This window comes from Clostridium sp. TJA038 (assembly GCF_058310255.1).
In genome coordinates, this window is record NZ_JBZEFA010000001.1 from 588405 (window position 1) to 605709 (window position 17305).

A 17305-nucleotide genomic window follows, 5' to 3' on the forward strand; every position below is an offset into this window, starting at 1 on the left:
GATTTTTGCAAAAAAACTTCTGAAATTGTATACATTAGCAAAATTATGTTGAATTAAGTTGATTTTCATGTATAATTAGTAATAAGGGTTAATTAATACTATATAAAGTATTAATATATATTTTATAAAAAATTCCTTATATAAAGGTGGTGAAACTTTGGCAATAGAAGCAATAAAAGAAATTAAAAAAGTTGAATTGCAAGCTGATGAAATGATTAAAAACGCTCATGAGCAAAGCAAAAAAATAATTTCTGATGCAACAGTAGAAGCAGATGAAAAATATAATTCAATAATAGAAGATGCTAAAAATGTTGCAAGAGGAATTATTAGCAATGCAGAGGAAGCTGGACGAAAAGAGGCAAGTGTCATACTTTCAGAAGGCGAAAGACAATGTGCTGAGGTATCAAGTCTTAAAGGTGCTAAGATTGATTCTGCAGTAAATTTAGTTATTGAGAGGATTGTGAAAACTAATGGCAATAGTTAAGATGAATAAATTCACCTTACTTGCCTTTGAATCTGAGAAAGAAAAACTTCTTAAAAAAATTCAAAGTTCTTCAGAAGTTGAGTTTATAAATCTACAAGATGAAGAAAAGCTTGAAGGTAATGAAGTTTTTGAATCTCTTAAGAAAGATGACTTAGATGATGAAACAATTTCTGTAGAAGATAATGTTTCAAAGACAAGATCAGCTTTAGACTTCTTAAGCCCATTTGTTAGTGACGTTGGAGGACTTAAAGCTTTAAGAGCTGGTAAAGAAAGCTTAACTTTGGATGAGCTAGAAGTAAAGGTTGAAAATAGCAACTGGGAAGTCGTTTATTCAGAGGTTAAGAAGATGGAGAGAGAGCTTGCTACTCTAGAGAATGAGAAGACAAAGTTTTTAGGTGAAATAGAAATCTTAGAGCCATGGCAAAGTTTCGATGCTCCACTAGGTGAATTAAATAATTTTGAAAAAGTAGTTGCGTTCTTAGGTGTTCTTTCAAGACAAAATCTTGAGAAGATGAAGAACGAAATTGAAAGCGAATTCAAGGAAAGTTATTTAGAAGTTATTTCTAATACTGACCAAGATTCTTATGTCTTTGTAGTTGCTATGAAAGACAAAGCTGAAGAAATGGACGAAGTATTAAAAAACTTTGGTTTTTCAGCATTTCAAAGTAAATATAAAGAGAAGGCTTCTGTTCTTGTAGAAGAATTTAAACTTAAAATAAAAGAAATAGAAGCTAAAAAGGCAGAGGTAAGAGAAAGTCTTTCAAATTACAGAGAAGAAAAGAGAACTTTAGAATTAGCCTATGAATACTTTAGCAACATACTTCTTAGAAAAGAAGCAAGTGAAAACTTCTTAAAAACAGATAGAGTTGTTGTAATTCAAGGATGGATTCCTAAGGAAGATGATGCTTCTTTAGAAGGAATTATAAAATCCTCTGTAGGAGATATGTACTATCTTGAATTTGAAGAAGTTAAAGAGGATGAAGTTGATGAAGTTCCTGTTAAATTACATAATAAAGGACCAGCAGCAGCTTTTGATTCAATAACAGAGATGTACAGTTTACCAAGGTATGACGAAATAGACCCAACACCACTTTTAACACCTTTCTACTTAGTATTCTTTGGAATGATGGTTGCAGACCTAGGATACGGAATAGTATTATTTATTGGATCACTATTAGCTATGAAGTTATTTAACTTAGATGAAACTCAAGAAAAGTTTGTTAAGTTCTTCATGTATTTAAGTATAGCTACAGCAATTGCAGGATTAATATTTGGTACTGCATTTGGATTTGAATTACCATTTGGACTTATAAATCCAAGTAAAGATACGAATCTATTGCTTATTCTATCAGTTGGCTTTGGTGTAATTCAAATATTCTTTGGATTATTCATTAAAGGTTACATGTTAATTAGAAATAAACAATACTTATATGCTTTATTTGATGTAGGTTCATGGATTATGCTTTTAGTAGGTCTTCCAATGATATTCTTTGGTGGAACTATAAGCTTAGTTGGTAAAATATTAGCTATAGTAGGTTCTCTATTAATAGTATTTACTCAAGGTAGAGATGAAAAAACTAAGGGTGCTAAATTAGGTCAAGGTTTATATGCTTTATATGGTATAACAGGATATGTAGGAGACTTAGTATCATATACAAGACTTATGGCTTTAGGTATTGCAGGTGGATCAATTGCAGCTGCACTTAACTTAATAATTGGTATGTTCCCAGGAATAGCAATTATAATTGTAGGGCCATTATTCTTTATAGCAGCTCATACATTTAACATGCTTTTATCATTACTTGGAGCATATGTTCATACAGCAAGATTACAATATGTTGAGTACTTCTCAAAATTCTATGAAGGTGGCGGAAGAGCATTCACACCATTTAAAACAATAAATAAATTTATAACAATTAAAAAAATTAAATAATTATAGTTAAAATTAAATTAAAATAACATTATATTTTCAGGAGGAATTAAATTATGGAAAACTGGATTTCATATTTTATGGCAAATTACGGAGGATTAATATTTGGAGCTTTAGGTATTGCTTTAGCTGTAGGTATGTCAGGTATAGGATCAGCTAAAGGTGTTGGTATAGTTGGGGAAGCAGCAGCTGGATTAGTTACTGAAGAACCAGAAAAGTTTGGTAAAGCGTTAGTTCTTGAATTATTACCAGGTACACAAGGTCTTTATGGTTTCGTTATAGGTTTCTTAGTATTTAACCAAATTAGTAATGGTGAAGCTTCATTAGCTAAAGGATTATACTTATTATTTGCATGTTTACCAATAGCTATAACAGGTTTATGGTCAGGTATATCTCAAGGTAAAGCAGCTGCTGCTGGTATCCAAATCTTAGCTAAGAGACCAGAACATAATACAAAAGGTATTATATTCGCAGCAATGGTTGAAACATATGCATTATTAGGATTCGTTATATCATTCTTATTAGTAAATGGTGCAAGCGTAATACAATAATAGTAAGCAAAGATTGGAGAAGTGAAGGGAATGTCAAATTTAAATAATTTAACTTCCAAGATTCTAAATGATGCTGAAGAAAAGAAAAATTATATATTAGCTGAAGCTGAAGCAAAAAAAGATAAAATAATATCTAAAAAAACTAATAGAGCAGAGGCAGATAAAGAAGAAATAATAACTAAGGCTAATATAGAAGCAGAAGTTAAAAAAGCAAGAATAATTTCAAATGCTAAATTATCAGTAAGAAATGATATGTTAAGAGCTAAACAAGCTGTTATATCAGAAGTATTTGAGGAAGCTATAAAAAAATTACAAAAGCTTTCTAAGGGAGATTATAAGTACTATGTTATATCAACTTTAGATTCTTTAAATCTAGAAGGAACAGAAGTAATTATAATCAACGAAAAAGATAAAGATATATTTAGCGATGAGTTCTTGGAAGCATTAAATAAAGAACTTGAATCAAAAGGAAAAAAAGGAAGTATTACATTAAATATGGAAGGCAAATTTAATGGTGGCTTCATATTAGATAGAAATGGAATACAAATAAATAATACCTTTGAAGCTTTAATTAACTCTTTAAGAGGAGAGTTAGAGTTTGATGTAAATAAAGTATTATTTGATTAAGGAGGATATAGAATGGATTCAATGCAATTTTTGCAATTAATTCCTAGAATCAGAGTATACGAAAAGAAACTCCTTGATAAAGCTCAAATAGAAAGAATGATAGATGCAAACACTTCAGAAAGTGCATTAAAAGTTCTGCAAGAAACAGAGTATGCAGCATTTATGAATGATGTAAGAAGACCAGATGATTATGAAATTCTTTTATCAAATGAGCTAGTTAGATTATATAAAACTATGTATGAAGCTAGTCCTCTAAAAGAAATCATAGATGTTATGGCTTTAAAATATGACTATCATAACATTAAGGTATTAGTTAAGGGGAAAATCTTAGATAAAGATTTTTCCCAAATGTTAATACCAGTTGGTATGATTGGAGTAACTGATTTAAAAACTGCAATAAATGGAGATGATTTTGGTAGACTTCCTAAAAAGATGGAAGAGTGCTTAAGAAAAATATTTGAAAAGTTTGAAGATAATAAAGATCCTCAATATATAGATTTAATTGCAGATCAATATTTATATGCTCATATTCATGAAATTGCAAATAAAAAGAATATAAAAGATAAGGCTTTAGATAGATATCTTACTAATCTTATAGATTTAAATAATGTAAAGACATTATTAAGAGCTAAAAAGCAAGATAAAAATGTTAACTTCTTTTTAGATGCTATAGTGCCAGGTGGTAGTATAGATACAAGTAAGTTTAGAAGTTTATACTTAGATACTATTGAAAATATTCCTAACAACTTAAGTAGTAAAGAATATTCACAAGTACTAAGAGAAGGTATAGCTAGTTACATAGAAACTTCATCTGTTAGTGAATTTGAAAAGCTTATTGATAATCACATAATGGGAATAATGAAGGAAGCTAAAATAGTAACTAAAGGTTTAGAGCCAGTTTTAACATATATGTATGTTAAAGAAAATGAAATAAAGCAAATAAGAACTATCATGGTTGGTAAATTAAACAATATTACTAAGGAAGTAATAAGAGAAAGGCTGCGTGATGGATATGTATAAGAAAATAGGAGTTGTAGGTGATAAGGACTCAGTTTTAGCATTTAAAGCTTTAGGAATAGATGTTTTTCCTGTAGTTGAAGATGAAGAAGCTAGAAAAACCGTTGATAAGCTTGCAATGACAGGTTATGCAGTAATCTTTGTTACAGAGCACGTAGCTAAGAATATAGAAGAAACTATCGAGAGATATACAAGACAAGTACTTCCTGCTGTAATATTAATTCCAAGCAATCAAGGAACTCTAAATATAGGAAAACAAAGAATATCAGATAACGTTGAAAAAGCAGTTGGCGTTAACATTTTATAGAAAGTAGGTAGATAACTTGAAAACGGGGAAAATTATCAAAGTTTCAGGTCCTTTAGTAGTTGCTGAAGGTATGGATGAAGCTAATGTATATGACGTTGTAAAAGTTGGAGAAAAAGGTCTTATCGGAGAAATCATTGAAATGAGAGGAGATAAGGCTTCAATCCAGGTATATGAAGAAACATCAGGTATTGGACCTGGGGACCCAGTTATAACTACTGGTGAACCACTTTCAGTAGAATTAGGACCAGGACTTATAGAGTCAATGTTCGATGGAATACAAAGACCTCTAGACGCTTTCATGAAAGCAGCTAACTCTGCTTTCTTAAGTAAAGGGGTAGAAGTTAAATCTTTAAATAGAGAAAAGAGATGGCCTTTTGTACCAACTGCTAAAGTTGGAGATAAGGTTTCAGCAGGAGATGTAATAGGAACAGTTCAAGAAACTCCTGTTGTTCTTCACAGAATAATGGTTCCTTATGGAGTTGAAGGAAAAATAAAAGAAATAAAAGCTGGAGATTTTAATGTTGAAGAAGTTGTTGCTGTAGTAGAAACTGAAAAAGGCGATAAAAACTTAACATTAATGCAAAAATGGCCTGTAAGAAAAGGTAGACCATATGCAAGAAAATTAAATCCAGTAGAGCCTATGACTACAGGACAAAGAGTTATAGATACTTTCTTCCCAGTAGCTAAGGGTGGTGCAGCAGCAGTTCCAGGACCTTTCGGAGCTGGTAAAACAGTAGTTCAACACCAAATAGCTAAGTGGGGAGATACTGAAATAGTTGTTTATGTTGGATGTGGAGAGCGTGGTAACGAGATGACAGACGTTCTTAACGAATTCCCAGAACTTAAAGACCCAAAAACTGGTGAGAGCTTAATGAAGAGAACAGTTCTTATAGCTAACACATCTAACATGCCCGTTGCAGCTAGAGAAGCTTCAATATATACAGGTATAACAATTGCAGAGTACTTTAGAGATATGGGATACTCAGTATCAATAATGGCTGACTCAACATCACGTTGGGCTGAGGCTTTAAGAGAAATGTCAGGAAGACTTGAAGAGATGCCAGGGGATGAAGGTTACCCAGCTTACTTAGGTTCAAGACTTGCTGATTATTATGAAAGAGCTGGTAAAGTTGTAGCTTTAGGTAAAGATGGAAGAGAAGGAGCAGTTACAGCTATAGGTGCCGTATCACCTCCAGGAGGAGATATATCAGAGCCAGTTACTCAATCAACTTTAAGAATAGTTAAAGTTTTCTGGGGACTAGATGCTCAATTAGCTTATAAGAGACACTTCCCATCAATTAACTGGTTAACATCATATTCATTATACCTAGAAAAAATGGGTGAATGGATGGATGAACATGTAGAAAAAGACTGGTCAGATTTAAGAACAGAAGCTATGGCACTTCTTCAAGAAGAAGCAAACTTAGAAGAAATAGTAAGACTTGTTGGTATGGATGCACTTTCAGAAGGGGATAGATTAAAACTTGAGGTTGCAAAATCTATAAGAGAAGACTATCTACAACAAAACGCATTCCATGAAATTGATACTTATACTTCATTAAATAAACAATATAAAATGTTAAACTTAATTTTAAGTTTTAGACATGAAGCAGAAAAAGCTTTAAAAGCTGGTGTTTATTTAGATAAAATATTAAAACTTCCTGTAAGAGATAAAATAGCAAGAAGTAAATATATAGCAGAAGAAGACATAAGTAAGATGGATGATATCTTAGTTGAATTAAAGTCAGAAATGAACAAGTTAATCAGCGAAGGAGGTGTTCTAAATGCTTAAAGAGTACAGAACAGTTACAGAAGTTGTAGGACCCTTAATGGCTGTTGAAGGCGTAGAAGGTGTTAAATATGATGAGCTAGTTGAAATAGAGATGCAAACTGGCGAATTAAGAAGAGGTAAAGTTCTTGAGGTTAACGGAGATAAAGCTATGGTTCAGCTTTTCGAAGGATCAGCAGGAATAAACCTTAAAAATACAAAGGTAAGATTCTTAGGAAGACCACTTGAAATTGGTGTTTCAGAAGATATGTTAGGAAGAGTCTTTGATGGTATGGGAAGACCAAAGGATAATGGTCCAAATATAATACCAGAGAAGAGGTTAGATATAAATGGAGAAGCTATAAACCCAGTTGCTAGAAACTATCCATCAGAATTTATTCAAACTGGTATTTCTGCAATAGATGGACTTAATACTCTAGTTAGAGGACAAAAACTTCCTGTTTTCTCAGGTTCAGGTCTTCCACACAAAGAGTTAGCTGCTCAAATTGCAAGACAAGCAAAAGTTTTAAACTCAGATTCTAAGTTCGCAGTTGTATTTGCTGCTATAGGTATCACTTTCGAAGAAGCAGAATTCTTCGTTGATGAGTTTACAAAAACTGGTGCTATAGATAGATCGGTTCTATTTATGAACTTAGCATCAGACCCAGCTATCGAGAGAATAGCTACTCCAAGAATGGCATTAACTACTGCTGAATATTTAGCATATGAAAAAGGAATGCATGTTCTTGTTATAATGACAGATATAACAAACTACTGTGAAGCTTTAAGAGAAGTTTCTGCAGCTAGAAAAGAAGTTCCAGGAAGAAGAGGATATCCAGGATACTTATATACTGACCTTTCAACATTATACGAAAGAGCAGGAAGATTAGTTGGAAAAGAAGGTTCAATAACTCAGATTCCAATATTAACAATGCCTGAAGATGATAAAACTCACCCAATTCCAGACTTAACTGGATATATAACAGAGGGACAGATAATATTATCAAGAGAGCTTTATAAAAAAGGAATAATGCCTCCAATAGATGTTTTACCATCATTATCAAGACTTAAAGATAAGGGGATTGGTAAAGGAAAAACTAGAGAAGACCATGCTGATACAATGAACCAATTATTCTCAGCATATGCTCAAGGTAAGCAAGCTAAAGAACTTGCTGCTATCTTAGGAGAATCAGCATTATCAGATGTAGATAAAGCATACGCTAAATTTGCTGAAGCTTTTGAAGATGAGTATGTTTCACAAGGCTTTACAACTAACAGAACAATAGAGGAAACTCTAAATCTTGGATGGAAATTACTTAAGATCTTACCTAGAACAGAGCTTAAGAGAATTAGAGATGAATATCTTGAAAAGTATATGCCTGTTGGAGAGGATGAGTAAGAATGGCACAAAGATTAAATGTCAATCCTACTAGAATGGAACTCTCAAAGCTAAAGAAAAGATTAGCAACAGCAACAAGAGGACATAAATTATTAAAAGATAAGCAAGATGAGTTAATGAGACAATTCATAAATCTTATCAAATATAATAATCAATTAAGAGATGAAGTTGAAAAGGAACTAGGAAGTTCCTTAAAAGACTTCGTTATGGCTAGAGCTGTTATGAGTTCAGAGTTCCTAGAGGAAGCTATAGCATACCCTAAAGAAGAAATTGAGGTTGAAGTGGGAAATAAAAACATAATGAGTGTAAATGTGCCTATAATGAACTTCAAAAGAAAATTAGAAGGTGATGAAGGTAGTATTTATCCTTATGGCTTTATGAATACTTCAGCTGAACTTGATGATGCAATTTCTAAATTATATGGTATATTACCAAAATTATTAGAACTTGCTGAAGTTGAAAAATCTGGTCAGCTTATGGCAGACGAGATAGAAAAGACAAGAAGAAGAGTTAATGCTCTTGAATATATGACAATTCCTCAATTAAAAGAGACTATAAGATACATCAGAATGAAACTTGATGAAAATGAAAGAAGTGCTCTTACAAGACTTATGAAAGTTAAGTCAATGATAGAACAAAGAGGATAAATTTATATAATTTAACAAAAAAGGCAATCTTGTGTTAATAAAAATTCAAGATTTGCCTTTTTTCTTTACTATTTTAGAAATAAAATGTATAATTTTATTAAGCAAAATAGATATTTTAATATAATAAAAATTTTAATGAATAGATAAAGTGTAAAATATCTAAAAATATGGTATAATAAGTAAATATTATACTGAAATATTAGGGGGGCTTACAATGAACGATGTTATGAATTTAACAACTTTAGAACAAATTAAAGCATATTCAGATCCTTATAGATTAAAGATAATTACTTATCTTAGAAATAATCAAGAGTCTGCTACGGTAAAGGAAATTGCTGATTTTTTTGGGGAAGTACCAGCAAAAGTTCATTACCATATTAAAAAATTGGAAAAAGCAGGTATTTTAGAACTTGTTAAGACTAAAGAAATAAAGGGAATTATAGCAAAGTACTATTACTTAACTGCTGAAACCTTCAATATAGAAGGAAACAATATAAAAAAAGAAGCTAAGAAAGTTTATAAATCTCAAATACTAAATATTTTAAGTGAGTATTATGATAATTCAAAGGAACAGACAATGAAGAGAATTTCAGAGAAAGTAGATAGTGGAAATGCAGAGGATTCTATTGGCTTTAATTATAAAAATATTTACTTAAATGAAGAAGAATTTAAAGAAGTAAATAGACAAATTAGAGAATTAGTAAAAAAATATGAAAGAAAAGCTGAAGGAAAAATTCCTTGTCATGTCTTTTCAGTTTGTTTAAAACATGAGGCAGAATAGTATTAATTTAATTAAGTTGTGTTATAATAGAACTAAGAGAAATTTAATTAAAATGTAATTAATATTATCTGTTAATCTACTAGAATAATATATGTTAAAATGTTTTAAACAGAGGGAGAAAAAATGATTAAGTATTTAATTGTAATGCTTATTCCTTTTGTGATAGTATATTTATTAATGCCAAAATTTATTAAATTTGCTAATGAAAAGGGCTTTGTGGATAAGCCTACGAAAAGAAAGAAACATGATAAATCAACTCCTTTAATAGGAGGAGTTGTTATGTATATAGGTTTTTTTGCAACATATCTTTTTGGAATAGATTCAAAAAGACAATTAACACAGACCTTTACTATATTTATAGCAGCTACTTTGGTAATAATAATAGGTGTAATTGATGACTATTACAAAGGGAAAGGTAAGGAGTTTCCAATTTATCCAAGAGTTATAATTCAAATTTTAGCAGCTACTATGGTTTTTAAGGCTGGAATTGTTTTTAAGGGTATAAATAATCCTTTTACTGGAGATTTTATTCAGTTTTCAGGATGGTTTCAGTACATACTTACCATAACATGGATTTTTGGAGTTACTACTGTAATAAACTGGTCTGATGGAATGGATGGATTAGCAGGAAGTATTTCCATAATATCTGCTATGACTATGTTTGTTGTTGCTCTTGCAAAGGGGCAATTTAATTCTGCATATATGTCAATAACTCTAGTAGGATCAATATTAGCATTTTTAAGGTATAATAGGCATCCTGCACGGGTGTTTATGGGAGACTCGGGGGCTAACTTCCTAGGCTTTATCTTAGCTATTATAGCTTTAGAAGGAGCTTTTAAACAAGCAACAGCACTATCAATATTAGTGCCTGTATTAGCTTTAGGTGTTCCTATTTTTGATAATATATTTGTAATATTAAGAAGATTTCATTCAGGAAAACCTGTATATGAAGCAGATAGAAGTCAAATTCATTATAGATTACAAGAAAGAGGAATGACTGTAAAGCAAATAGTTTCGTATATATGTATATTAAGTGGATGTTTAAGCTTAGTATCATTACTTATAATTATGATAATATTATAAATTTTGACTGTCTTTTTAAAATATTTTAAGTTTACTTAAAGTTTTTAAAAGGCAGTCAATAATTTTTATAGGAATATTAACTATAATTTCTTAGTGAAAAAATAATTGTTTTATGATTTAATATAGTTATAAGAATTTTGAAAGGAGAAATTAAATGGCTGTAAAGAAAATAGTTCAAATAGGACATGAAGCTTTAAAAAAAGTTTCAGAGCCTGTTAAGGATGTAAATGAAGTTAAAGATTTAATAAAAGATTTAAAGGATACATTATCAACTGTAGAAGGAATAGGTTTAGCTGCTCCTCAAATAGCAGTTAACAAGAGAGTTGTTTATATAGATTTTGGAGATGGGGAAAATGAATATGTACTTATAAATCCAGAGATAATAGGAATTTCAAAGGAAACTTATGAAGATTATGAAGGATGTTTAAGTTATGTTATGCATGAAGGTTTAGTAGAAAGACCAAGAGCAGTTAGAATACAAGCTTTAAATGAAAAGGGAGAATTAAAGGTTTATGAAGCTCAAGACCTTTTAGCTAGATGTTTTCTACATGAAATTGACCATTTAGAAGGTATTATGTATGTAGATAGAGCTAAAGAAATGTATGAATTAGTAGAAGAATAAATTTAATTTTAAAAGATAGCATTTTTAATGCTATCTTTTTTTTATTAAAAGACTTGATTATCGTTTACAAAAGTATTATTATATAGTTAAACGGTTCAGTTAAACGGTTAACTATGGAGGGATGTTAAATGAATAAAGTTTGTGTTCTTGGAAGTATGAATATGGATTTAGTTTTGAAGATTAAAGATATGCCAAAGGTTGGAGAAACTATACTTTCAAAATCAATTCAAAAGATAGCAGGAGGTAAGGGGGCTAATCAAGCAGTAGCTGCAAAAAGATGTGGTTCTGAAGTTTTTATGATTTCTAAAATAGGAAAAGATGAAAATGGAAAAGAACTTAAAGATAAATTAATAGAAGATAATATAGATGTAACTTATGTTTTTGAAGATGAAAAACATCCTACAGGAATGGCTTTAATAATGGTAAATGAGGAAGGTAATAATTCAATAATTGTTAATGCAGGTTCAAATATGACATTAACAAAGGATGAAATACAGAGTGCTAAGGATTTAATAAAAAAATCAGATATTATAATTTCACAGTTTGAAACACCAGAAGAAATAACTTTAGAAGCTTTTAAAATAGCTAAAAGTAATAATAAGATTACTATTTTAAATCCAGCACCAGCTAAAAAAATAAATGAAGAATTATTAAATTATACAGATATAATAGTTCCAAATGAAACAGAAGCAGAGCTTTTAACAGGAATTGAAGTAAAAAATATTAATGATGCAAAAATAGCTGGAAAGGTATTTTTAGATAAGGGAGTTAAATTTGTTATTATTACTCTTGGAGAAAAGGGAGCTTCTCTTATAGGAAAAGATTTTTGTGAAATAGTTAAGGCCTATAAAGTAGAGGCAGTAGATACTACAGCAGCTGGAGATAGCTTTATTGGAGGATTAAGTTCAAAGCTAGATGTAAAAAATTTAAATAAAGAAAATTTAATTAAAGCTATAAATTTTGGAAATAAGGTTTCTTCAATAGCTGTTCAAAGAAAAGGAGCTCAACCCTCAATACCTTATTTAGAAGAAATTTTAGAAATTTATAAGGAGGATTAATTTATGAGAAAAACATCTTTATTAAATAGTGATATAAATTTAGTAATATCAAAAATGGGACATACTGATATGTTAGCTATAGGAGATTGTGGCTTACCAATTCCAAAGGAAACTGAAAGAATAGATTTAGCTCTAGTAAAAGGAATTCCAAGTTTTATGGAAACTTTAAAAGCTGTTTTAGAGGAACTTCAAATTGAGGAAGTTTTAATTGCAAAAGAAACAGAAGAGATAAGTCCTAAATTATTTCATGAAATAAAAAGTGTTATAAAAGATACAAAAATAACTTTTATATCTCATGAAGAGTTAAAAAAGGATTTAAAAGAGTGCAAGGCTGTAATTAGAACAGGAGAGCAAACTCCTTATGCAAATATAATTTTAAAATCTGGGGTTGTGTTTTAAATTTTAAAATTGAATATTCTACTTAACTAATTAGGTGGAATATTCATTTTGAAGTAGCTAAGTATTTTAGGAGGTGTATTAAATGGGTGAGAGAACACCAATGTTAAAGATGGTAGATGTATCTAAATCTTTTCCTGGCGTTAAGGCTTTAGACAAGGTAAGTTTAAGTGCTTATGGTGGAGAAGTTACTGCTTTAATGGGTGAAAATGGAGCTGGAAAATCAACTTTAATGAAAATATTAAGTGGAGTTTATAAAAAGGATGAAGGTAAAATTTTCATAGAAGGAAGAGAAGTTGAGGTTAAGGGAATTAAATCAGCAGAAGAAGCTGGAATAACAATAATTCACCAAGAACTTAGTGTTTTAAATAACTTAACAGTTTCAGAAAATATATTTTTAGGAAATGAAAAGTATAGTAAATATACAAGAAAAATAAATAAAAAACTATTAGATGAAAGAAGTAAAATGTTTTTAGAACAGATAGGATGTAATATAGACCCAGATAGATTAGTTAGCACATTAAATGTTGGAGAAAAGCAAATGATAGAAATTGCAAAGGCTCTTACAAAAAATGCTAGAATAATTATTATGGATGAGCCTACTACTGCATTAACTGATGTTGAAACTGAAAACCTTTTTAAAGTTATAGAAAACTTAAGAAAAAAAGGTATAGCAATAATATATATATCTCATAGAATGGAAGAAATATTTAAAATATGTCATAGAGTAGAAGTTTTAAGAGATGGTAAATATGCAGGAAGTGCACAAATAAAGGATATAGATAATGATAAACTTATAGCTATGATGGTAGGAAGAACTATTGAAGACCAATTTCCATATAGAGAAATTAAAAAAGGAGATTTAGCTCTAGAGGTTAAAAATCTTAGCTGTAAAGAAGGGGTAAGTGGAGCTTCCTTTACTCTTAGACAAGGAGAAATTCTAGGAGTTGCAGGACTTATGGGTTCTGGAAGAACAGAACTTGCTAAAACTATATTTGGTGAATATAAAAAAACAAGTGGAGAAATTTCTTTAAATGGAAGTCCTATAAAAATAAATTCCATAAATGATGCTATAAAATATGGAATATGCTATCTTTCTGAAGATAGAAAAAAAGAAGGATGTATTTTAGGGATGTCTGTTGGAGAAAACATGACACTTTGTAATTTGAAAAAGTATGAAAATAAATTTAAGGCTCTTAACAAAAAAGAAGAGGCAAAGGATATAGATTATTATATAAAGAAGATAAAAATAAAAACACCAAACAAAGAACAACTTATAAAAAATTTAAGTGGAGGTAATCAACAAAAGGTTATACTAGCTAAATGGCTTATGCTTTCTCCAGAGGTGTTAATAATTGATGAGCCAACTAGAGGAATAGATGTAGGAGCTAAGAAGGAAATTTATGAGCTTTTAAATGAACTTAAGGCTAGTGGAAAAGCTATAATAATGATTTCCTCAGATTTACCAGAGGTTTTAGGTATTAGCGATAGAATTATGGTTATGAGTGAGGGTAAAATTTCAGGAGAGCTAAATAGAAATGATGCAAATCAAGAAAGCATAATGAAATTAGCTGTTGGAATAAATAATTAAGGAGGATTACATAATGAAAGCAAATGTTAAGGCAAATATATCTAAATACAAATCTCTTATAGGTTTAGTACTTTTATGTATAGTTATAACTATAGTTACTCCAAACTTTTTAACTGTAGCAAATATAACTAATGTATTTACACAGGTTTCTGTTAATGCAATTATAGCAATAGGAATGACTTTTGTAATATTAACTGGTGGAATAGATTTATCAGTTGGATCAACTTTAGCTATTAGTGGAGCTATAGGTGCATCTATTGTTAAGTCTACTGGAAACGTATTCTTAGCTATTATAGTAGCTGCATGTATAGGTATAGGAGTTGGATTAATAAACGGATTATTAGTGTCAAAGGGAAAATTACAAGCTTTTATAGTTACTTTAGCTACAATGACAATTTTTAGAGGGGCTACTTTAGTATTTACAGATGGTACTCCAATATCAAAATTACCTGAAGCCTTTGTAAAAATAGGGAATGGAAAAATTGGATTTATACCAATACCAGTTATAATAACAATAATCATAGCAATCATAGCAATTTATGCATTATCAAAAACAAGATTTGGAAGATATTTATATGCCTTAGGAGGAAATGAAGATGCTTCAAGATTATCAGGAATAAATACAGATAAAATAAAAACTTTAGTATATGTAGTATCAGGTTTTGCTTCAGCTATAGCAGGGGTAATAATAACAAGTAGAATAGGTTCAGCTTCACCAAATGCAGGTACTGGTTTTGAATTAGATGCAATCGCAGCGGTAGTAATTGGAGGAACTTCTTTAGCAGGTGGAGAAGGAACAATAGCAGGTACTTTAATTGGTGCTCTTATAATAGGTGTTCTTAATAATGGATTAAACCTTATGAATGTATCACCTTTTTATCAATCAATAGTAAAAGGTTTAGTAATATTAATAGCAGTACTTTTAGATAAAAAGAGCAGAAAAAATTAAGAAGCTTAAGAGGTGAGTTTTATGCATATAAATAAAAAGATATTTTCAGTTGGATTAATACTCATGGTGCTTATGACTTCATTTATGGGCTGTGTAAGAAATAATAAGCCTAAAATAGGAATGGTATTATCAACTCTTAACAATCCATTCTTTGTAAATATGAAAGATGGAGCTGAGAAGGAAGCTGAAAAGCTAGGCTATGATTTAGTAGTATTAGATTCTCAAAATGATCCTGCAAAGGAAAGAGCAAATGTAGAGGATTTAATACAATTAGGAGTTGTAGCCTTACTTATAAATCCAACAGATAGTGATGCAGTTGTTAAAACTGTTGAAGTTGCTAATAAAAGTAATATTCCAGTTATAACATTAGATAGACAAGCTAATGGAGGAGAAATAACAAGTCATATAGCTTCAGATAACGTAAAAGGTGGAGAAATGGCTGCACAATATGTGTTAGATAAGTTTAAAGATGAGAAGGGTCCAATTAATATAGTAGAAATACAAGGTATTCCAGGAGCTTCTGCAACTAGAGATAGAGGAGAAGGATTCCACAATATAATGGATAAAGATGATAAATTTAATTTTGTTTCAATACAAGCTGCTGACTTTGATAGACAAAAAGGACTTCAAGTTATGGAAAATATAATTCAAGCTAATCCAAATATTCAAGTTGTATTTGCTCATAATGATGAAATGGCTTTAGGAGCAGTTAAAGCAATTAAAGCTAGTGGGATAGATGCAATAGTTGTAGGCTTTGACGGAAATGAAGATGCTAAAGATTCTATAGATGCTAACGAAATGACAGCAACAATAGCACAACAACCAGACTTAATTGGTGCTTTAGGTGTAGAATTAGCAAATAAAATTTACAAAGGTGAAAAAGTTGATGATAAAATAGCAGCAGACTTAAAGGTGTATAGTAAATAATAGTATAGATACAAAGATATATTATGGTATAATTACTGTTGTTATAAAAGTAAGTGGACAAGAGGTGTTGCGTTAAATGGGAAAAACTACATTACTAGATATAGCTAAAGCAGTAAATGTATCAAAAACAACTGTATCTATGGTGTTAAATAAAAAGGAAATAAATGTTTCAAAGGAAACTAGAGAAAGAATTTTAAAAACTGCAAAGGAATTAAATTATATACCAAATACTCTAGCTAGAAGTTTAAGTACTAAAAAGAGCTATACCTTAGGAATGATAATACCAGATATTCAAAACCCTTTTTTTTCAGAAATGGCAAAGGCAATAGAAATTGAAAGTGAAAAGCATGGTTATAGTATTATTCTATGTAACACTCTCAATGAAAAAAAGAAAGAGGAAGAATATTTAAAATTATTAATTAGTAAGTTAGTAGATGGTGTTATAATAGCAGCCTGTGGAGAAGGCAAGGAATGGATTAAAATTTTAAGAAACAATAAAATTCCCTTTGTTATGATAGATAGAATAGTTTCAGAGGAAAAAAATACTAATGGTGTATTTTGTGATAACAAAAAAGGTATTGAATTAGGTGTAAACTATTTAGTTAATAAGGGAAAAGAAAACATTGCCTTTGTTACAGGTAAATCAAATTTAGAAATAGCAAACTTAAGACTTGAAGCTTTTAAAAATATTACAAATAAATTAGGAATATTTAATAAAAGCATAATAGAAGAGGCAGACTTTTCTATGGAAGGTGGAATAAGAGCTACAGAGAGTATAGTTAAGAATAATAAAAAGGTAGATGCAATATTTTATAGTAGTGATGTTATGGCAATTGGAGGTATGAAATATTTAATAAGAAATGGATATGAAATACCTAAGGATATAAGCATATTAGGATATGATAATATAAATATTTGTTCTTATATGGAGCCAGAGCTTACAACAATAGCACAGCCTATATATAAAATTGGAGAATCTTCTTGTAAATTACTTATAGAATTAATAAATAATAATTCTATAAAAAATAAAATAATAAATTTAGAACCTTCCTTAGTTGAGAGAGGAACAGTAAAATAATAATTGGGGTTTTATCAAAAATTAATTGTTTTTGATAAAACCTTTTTTTATTTTTAGAGCTATTAAATAAAGTTAAGCTAGTTTTTAAGA

At 30.1% G+C, this 17305-nt stretch carries 18 protein-coding genes; all 18 read left to right on the forward strand.

All coding sequences use genetic code 11. The features are described from left to right. The first annotated feature begins 157 nt into the window (after positions 1-157). The 18 genes from ahaH (at position 158) to AC4FQV_RS02905 (ending at position 17215) form a co-directional block, all read left to right on the forward strand. The gene (gene ahaH, locus AC4FQV_RS02820; RefSeq protein ID WP_491138987.1) at positions 158-484 is read left to right on the forward strand and encodes an ATP synthase archaeal subunit H; all 327 of its coding nucleotides are present in this window, start codon (positions 158-160) and stop codon (positions 482-484) included. Beyond that, positions 471-2417, forward strand: a complete 1947-nt coding sequence (locus tag AC4FQV_RS02825) for a V-type ATP synthase subunit I (RefSeq protein ID WP_491138986.1) — start codon at positions 471-473, stop codon at positions 2415-2417. Before ahaH ends, AC4FQV_RS02825 begins: the two co-directional genes overlap by 14 nt. Before the next feature lie 53 nt (positions 2418-2470). Next, a complete protein-coding gene (locus tag AC4FQV_RS02830; RefSeq protein ID WP_491138985.1) occupies positions 2471-2965 on the forward strand; it encodes a V-type ATP synthase subunit K in 495 nt (164 codons plus the stop codon). A 30-nt stretch (positions 2966-2995) separates the two neighbouring features. Continuing rightward, on the forward strand, positions 2996-3592 hold the full coding sequence (locus AC4FQV_RS02835; RefSeq protein ID WP_491138984.1) for a V-type ATP synthase subunit E: 597 nt from the start codon (positions 2996-2998) through the stop codon (positions 3590-3592). 12 nt (positions 3593-3604) lie between these two features. Beyond that, positions 3605-4612 carry a V-type ATP synthase subunit C gene (locus tag AC4FQV_RS02840; RefSeq protein WP_491138983.1) on the forward strand — a complete coding sequence of 336 codons (1008 nt, stop codon included), beginning with the start codon at positions 3605-3607 and terminating at the stop codon, positions 4610-4612. Continuing rightward, positions 4599-4916, forward strand: a complete 318-nt coding sequence (locus tag AC4FQV_RS02845) for a V-type ATP synthase subunit F (protein ID WP_491139521.1) — start codon at positions 4599-4601, stop codon at positions 4914-4916. Before AC4FQV_RS02840 ends, AC4FQV_RS02845 begins: the two co-directional genes overlap by 14 nt. Before the next feature lie 16 nt (positions 4917-4932). Continuing rightward, positions 4933-6708, forward strand: a complete 1776-nt coding sequence (locus tag AC4FQV_RS02850) for a V-type ATP synthase subunit A (RefSeq protein ID WP_491138982.1) — start codon at positions 4933-4935, stop codon at positions 6706-6708. After that, a complete protein-coding gene (locus tag AC4FQV_RS02855; protein WP_491138981.1) occupies positions 6701-8083 on the forward strand; it encodes a V-type ATP synthase subunit B in 1383 nt (460 codons plus the stop codon). Before AC4FQV_RS02850 ends, AC4FQV_RS02855 begins: the two co-directional genes overlap by 8 nt. A gap of 2 nt (positions 8084-8085) precedes the next feature. After that, positions 8086-8730 carry a V-type ATP synthase subunit D gene (locus tag AC4FQV_RS02860; RefSeq protein WP_003449608.1) on the forward strand — a complete coding sequence of 215 codons (645 nt, stop codon included), beginning with the start codon at positions 8086-8088 and terminating at the stop codon, positions 8728-8730. Between the two features lie 214 nt (positions 8731-8944). Next, a complete protein-coding gene (locus tag AC4FQV_RS02865; protein WP_491138980.1) occupies positions 8945-9511 on the forward strand; it encodes a helix-turn-helix domain-containing protein in 567 nt (188 codons plus the stop codon). A 123-nt stretch (positions 9512-9634) separates the two neighbouring features. Beyond that, a complete protein-coding gene (locus tag AC4FQV_RS02870; protein ID WP_491138979.1) occupies positions 9635-10594 on the forward strand; it encodes an MraY family glycosyltransferase in 960 nt (319 codons plus the stop codon). A gap of 154 nt (positions 10595-10748) precedes the next feature. Beyond that, positions 10749-11216 carry a peptide deformylase gene (gene def / locus AC4FQV_RS02875; RefSeq protein ID WP_491138978.1) on the forward strand — a complete coding sequence of 156 codons (468 nt, stop codon included), beginning with the start codon at positions 10749-10751 and terminating at the stop codon, positions 11214-11216. A gap of 128 nt (positions 11217-11344) precedes the next feature. Then, the gene (rbsK, locus tag AC4FQV_RS02880) at positions 11345-12274 is read left to right on the forward strand and encodes a ribokinase (protein WP_491164287.1); all 930 of its coding nucleotides are present in this window, start codon (positions 11345-11347) and stop codon (positions 12272-12274) included. A gap of 3 nt (positions 12275-12277) precedes the next feature. After that, positions 12278-12673, forward strand: coding sequence for a D-ribose pyranase (gene rbsD, locus AC4FQV_RS02885; protein ID WP_491164290.1), 396 nt, complete (start codon positions 12278-12280; stop codon positions 12671-12673). Between the two features lie 82 nt (positions 12674-12755). Beyond that, positions 12756-14261: a sugar ABC transporter ATP-binding protein gene (locus AC4FQV_RS02890; RefSeq protein ID WP_491164292.1), complete on the forward strand. Its 1506-nt coding sequence runs from the start codon at positions 12756-12758 to the stop codon at positions 14259-14261. 13 nt (positions 14262-14274) lie between these two features. After that, entirely contained in the window at positions 14275-15210 is a 936-nt protein-coding gene (locus AC4FQV_RS02895; RefSeq protein ID WP_491138974.1) for an ABC transporter permease, read from the forward strand. 21 nt (positions 15211-15231) lie between these two features. Next, positions 15232-16137, forward strand: coding sequence for a ribose ABC transporter substrate-binding protein RbsB (gene rbsB, locus AC4FQV_RS02900; protein ID WP_491164294.1), 906 nt, complete (start codon positions 15232-15234; stop codon positions 16135-16137). A 76-nt stretch (positions 16138-16213) separates the two neighbouring features. Continuing rightward, a complete protein-coding gene (locus tag AC4FQV_RS02905; protein WP_491138972.1) occupies positions 16214-17215 on the forward strand; it encodes a LacI family DNA-binding transcriptional regulator in 1002 nt (333 codons plus the stop codon). The last annotated feature ends 90 nt before the right edge of the window (positions 17216-17305 follow it).

Excerpts from the sequence above, each read along its gene's own strand:
- rbsD (WP_491164290.1), top strand. The coding sequence starts at position 12,278 with ATGAGAAAAACATCTTTATTAAATAGTGATATAAATTTAGTAATATCA.
- AC4FQV_RS02825 (WP_491138986.1), top strand. The coding sequence starts at position 471 with ATGGCAATAGTTAAGATGAATAAATTCACCTTACTTGCCTTTGAATCT.
- AC4FQV_RS02840 (WP_491138983.1), top strand. The coding sequence starts at position 3,605 with ATGGATTCAATGCAATTTTTGCAATTAATTCCTAGAATCAGAGTATAC.
- AC4FQV_RS02890 (WP_491164292.1), top strand. The coding sequence starts at position 12,756 with ATGGGTGAGAGAACACCAATGTTAAAGATGGTAGATGTATCTAAATCT.
- AC4FQV_RS02870 (WP_491138979.1), top strand. The coding sequence starts at position 9,635 with ATGATTAAGTATTTAATTGTAATGCTTATTCCTTTTGTGATAGTATAT.
- rbsK (WP_491164287.1), top strand. The coding sequence starts at position 11,345 with ATGAATAAAGTTTGTGTTCTTGGAAGTATGAATATGGATTTAGTTTTG.
- rbsB (WP_491164294.1), top strand. The coding sequence starts at position 15,232 with ATGCATATAAATAAAAAGATATTTTCAGTTGGATTAATACTCATGGTG.
- AC4FQV_RS02865 (WP_491138980.1), top strand. The coding sequence starts at position 8,945 with ATGAACGATGTTATGAATTTAACAACTTTAGAACAAATTAAAGCATAT.
- AC4FQV_RS02845 (WP_491139521.1), top strand. The coding sequence starts at position 4,599 with ATGGATATGTATAAGAAAATAGGAGTTGTAGGTGATAAGGACTCAGTT.
- AC4FQV_RS02860 (WP_003449608.1), top strand. The coding sequence starts at position 8,086 with ATGGCACAAAGATTAAATGTCAATCCTACTAGAATGGAACTCTCAAAG.
- def (WP_491138978.1), top strand. The coding sequence starts at position 10,749 with ATGGCTGTAAAGAAAATAGTTCAAATAGGACATGAAGCTTTAAAAAAA.
- AC4FQV_RS02855 (WP_491138981.1), top strand. The coding sequence starts at position 6,701 with ATGCTTAAAGAGTACAGAACAGTTACAGAAGTTGTAGGACCCTTAATG.
- AC4FQV_RS02830 (WP_491138985.1), top strand. The coding sequence starts at position 2,471 with ATGGAAAACTGGATTTCATATTTTATGGCAAATTACGGAGGATTAATA.
- AC4FQV_RS02905 (WP_491138972.1), top strand. The coding sequence starts at position 16,214 with ATGGGAAAAACTACATTACTAGATATAGCTAAAGCAGTAAATGTATCA.
- AC4FQV_RS02835 (WP_491138984.1), top strand. The coding sequence starts at position 2,996 with ATGTCAAATTTAAATAATTTAACTTCCAAGATTCTAAATGATGCTGAA.
- AC4FQV_RS02895 (WP_491138974.1), top strand. The coding sequence starts at position 14,275 with ATGAAAGCAAATGTTAAGGCAAATATATCTAAATACAAATCTCTTATA.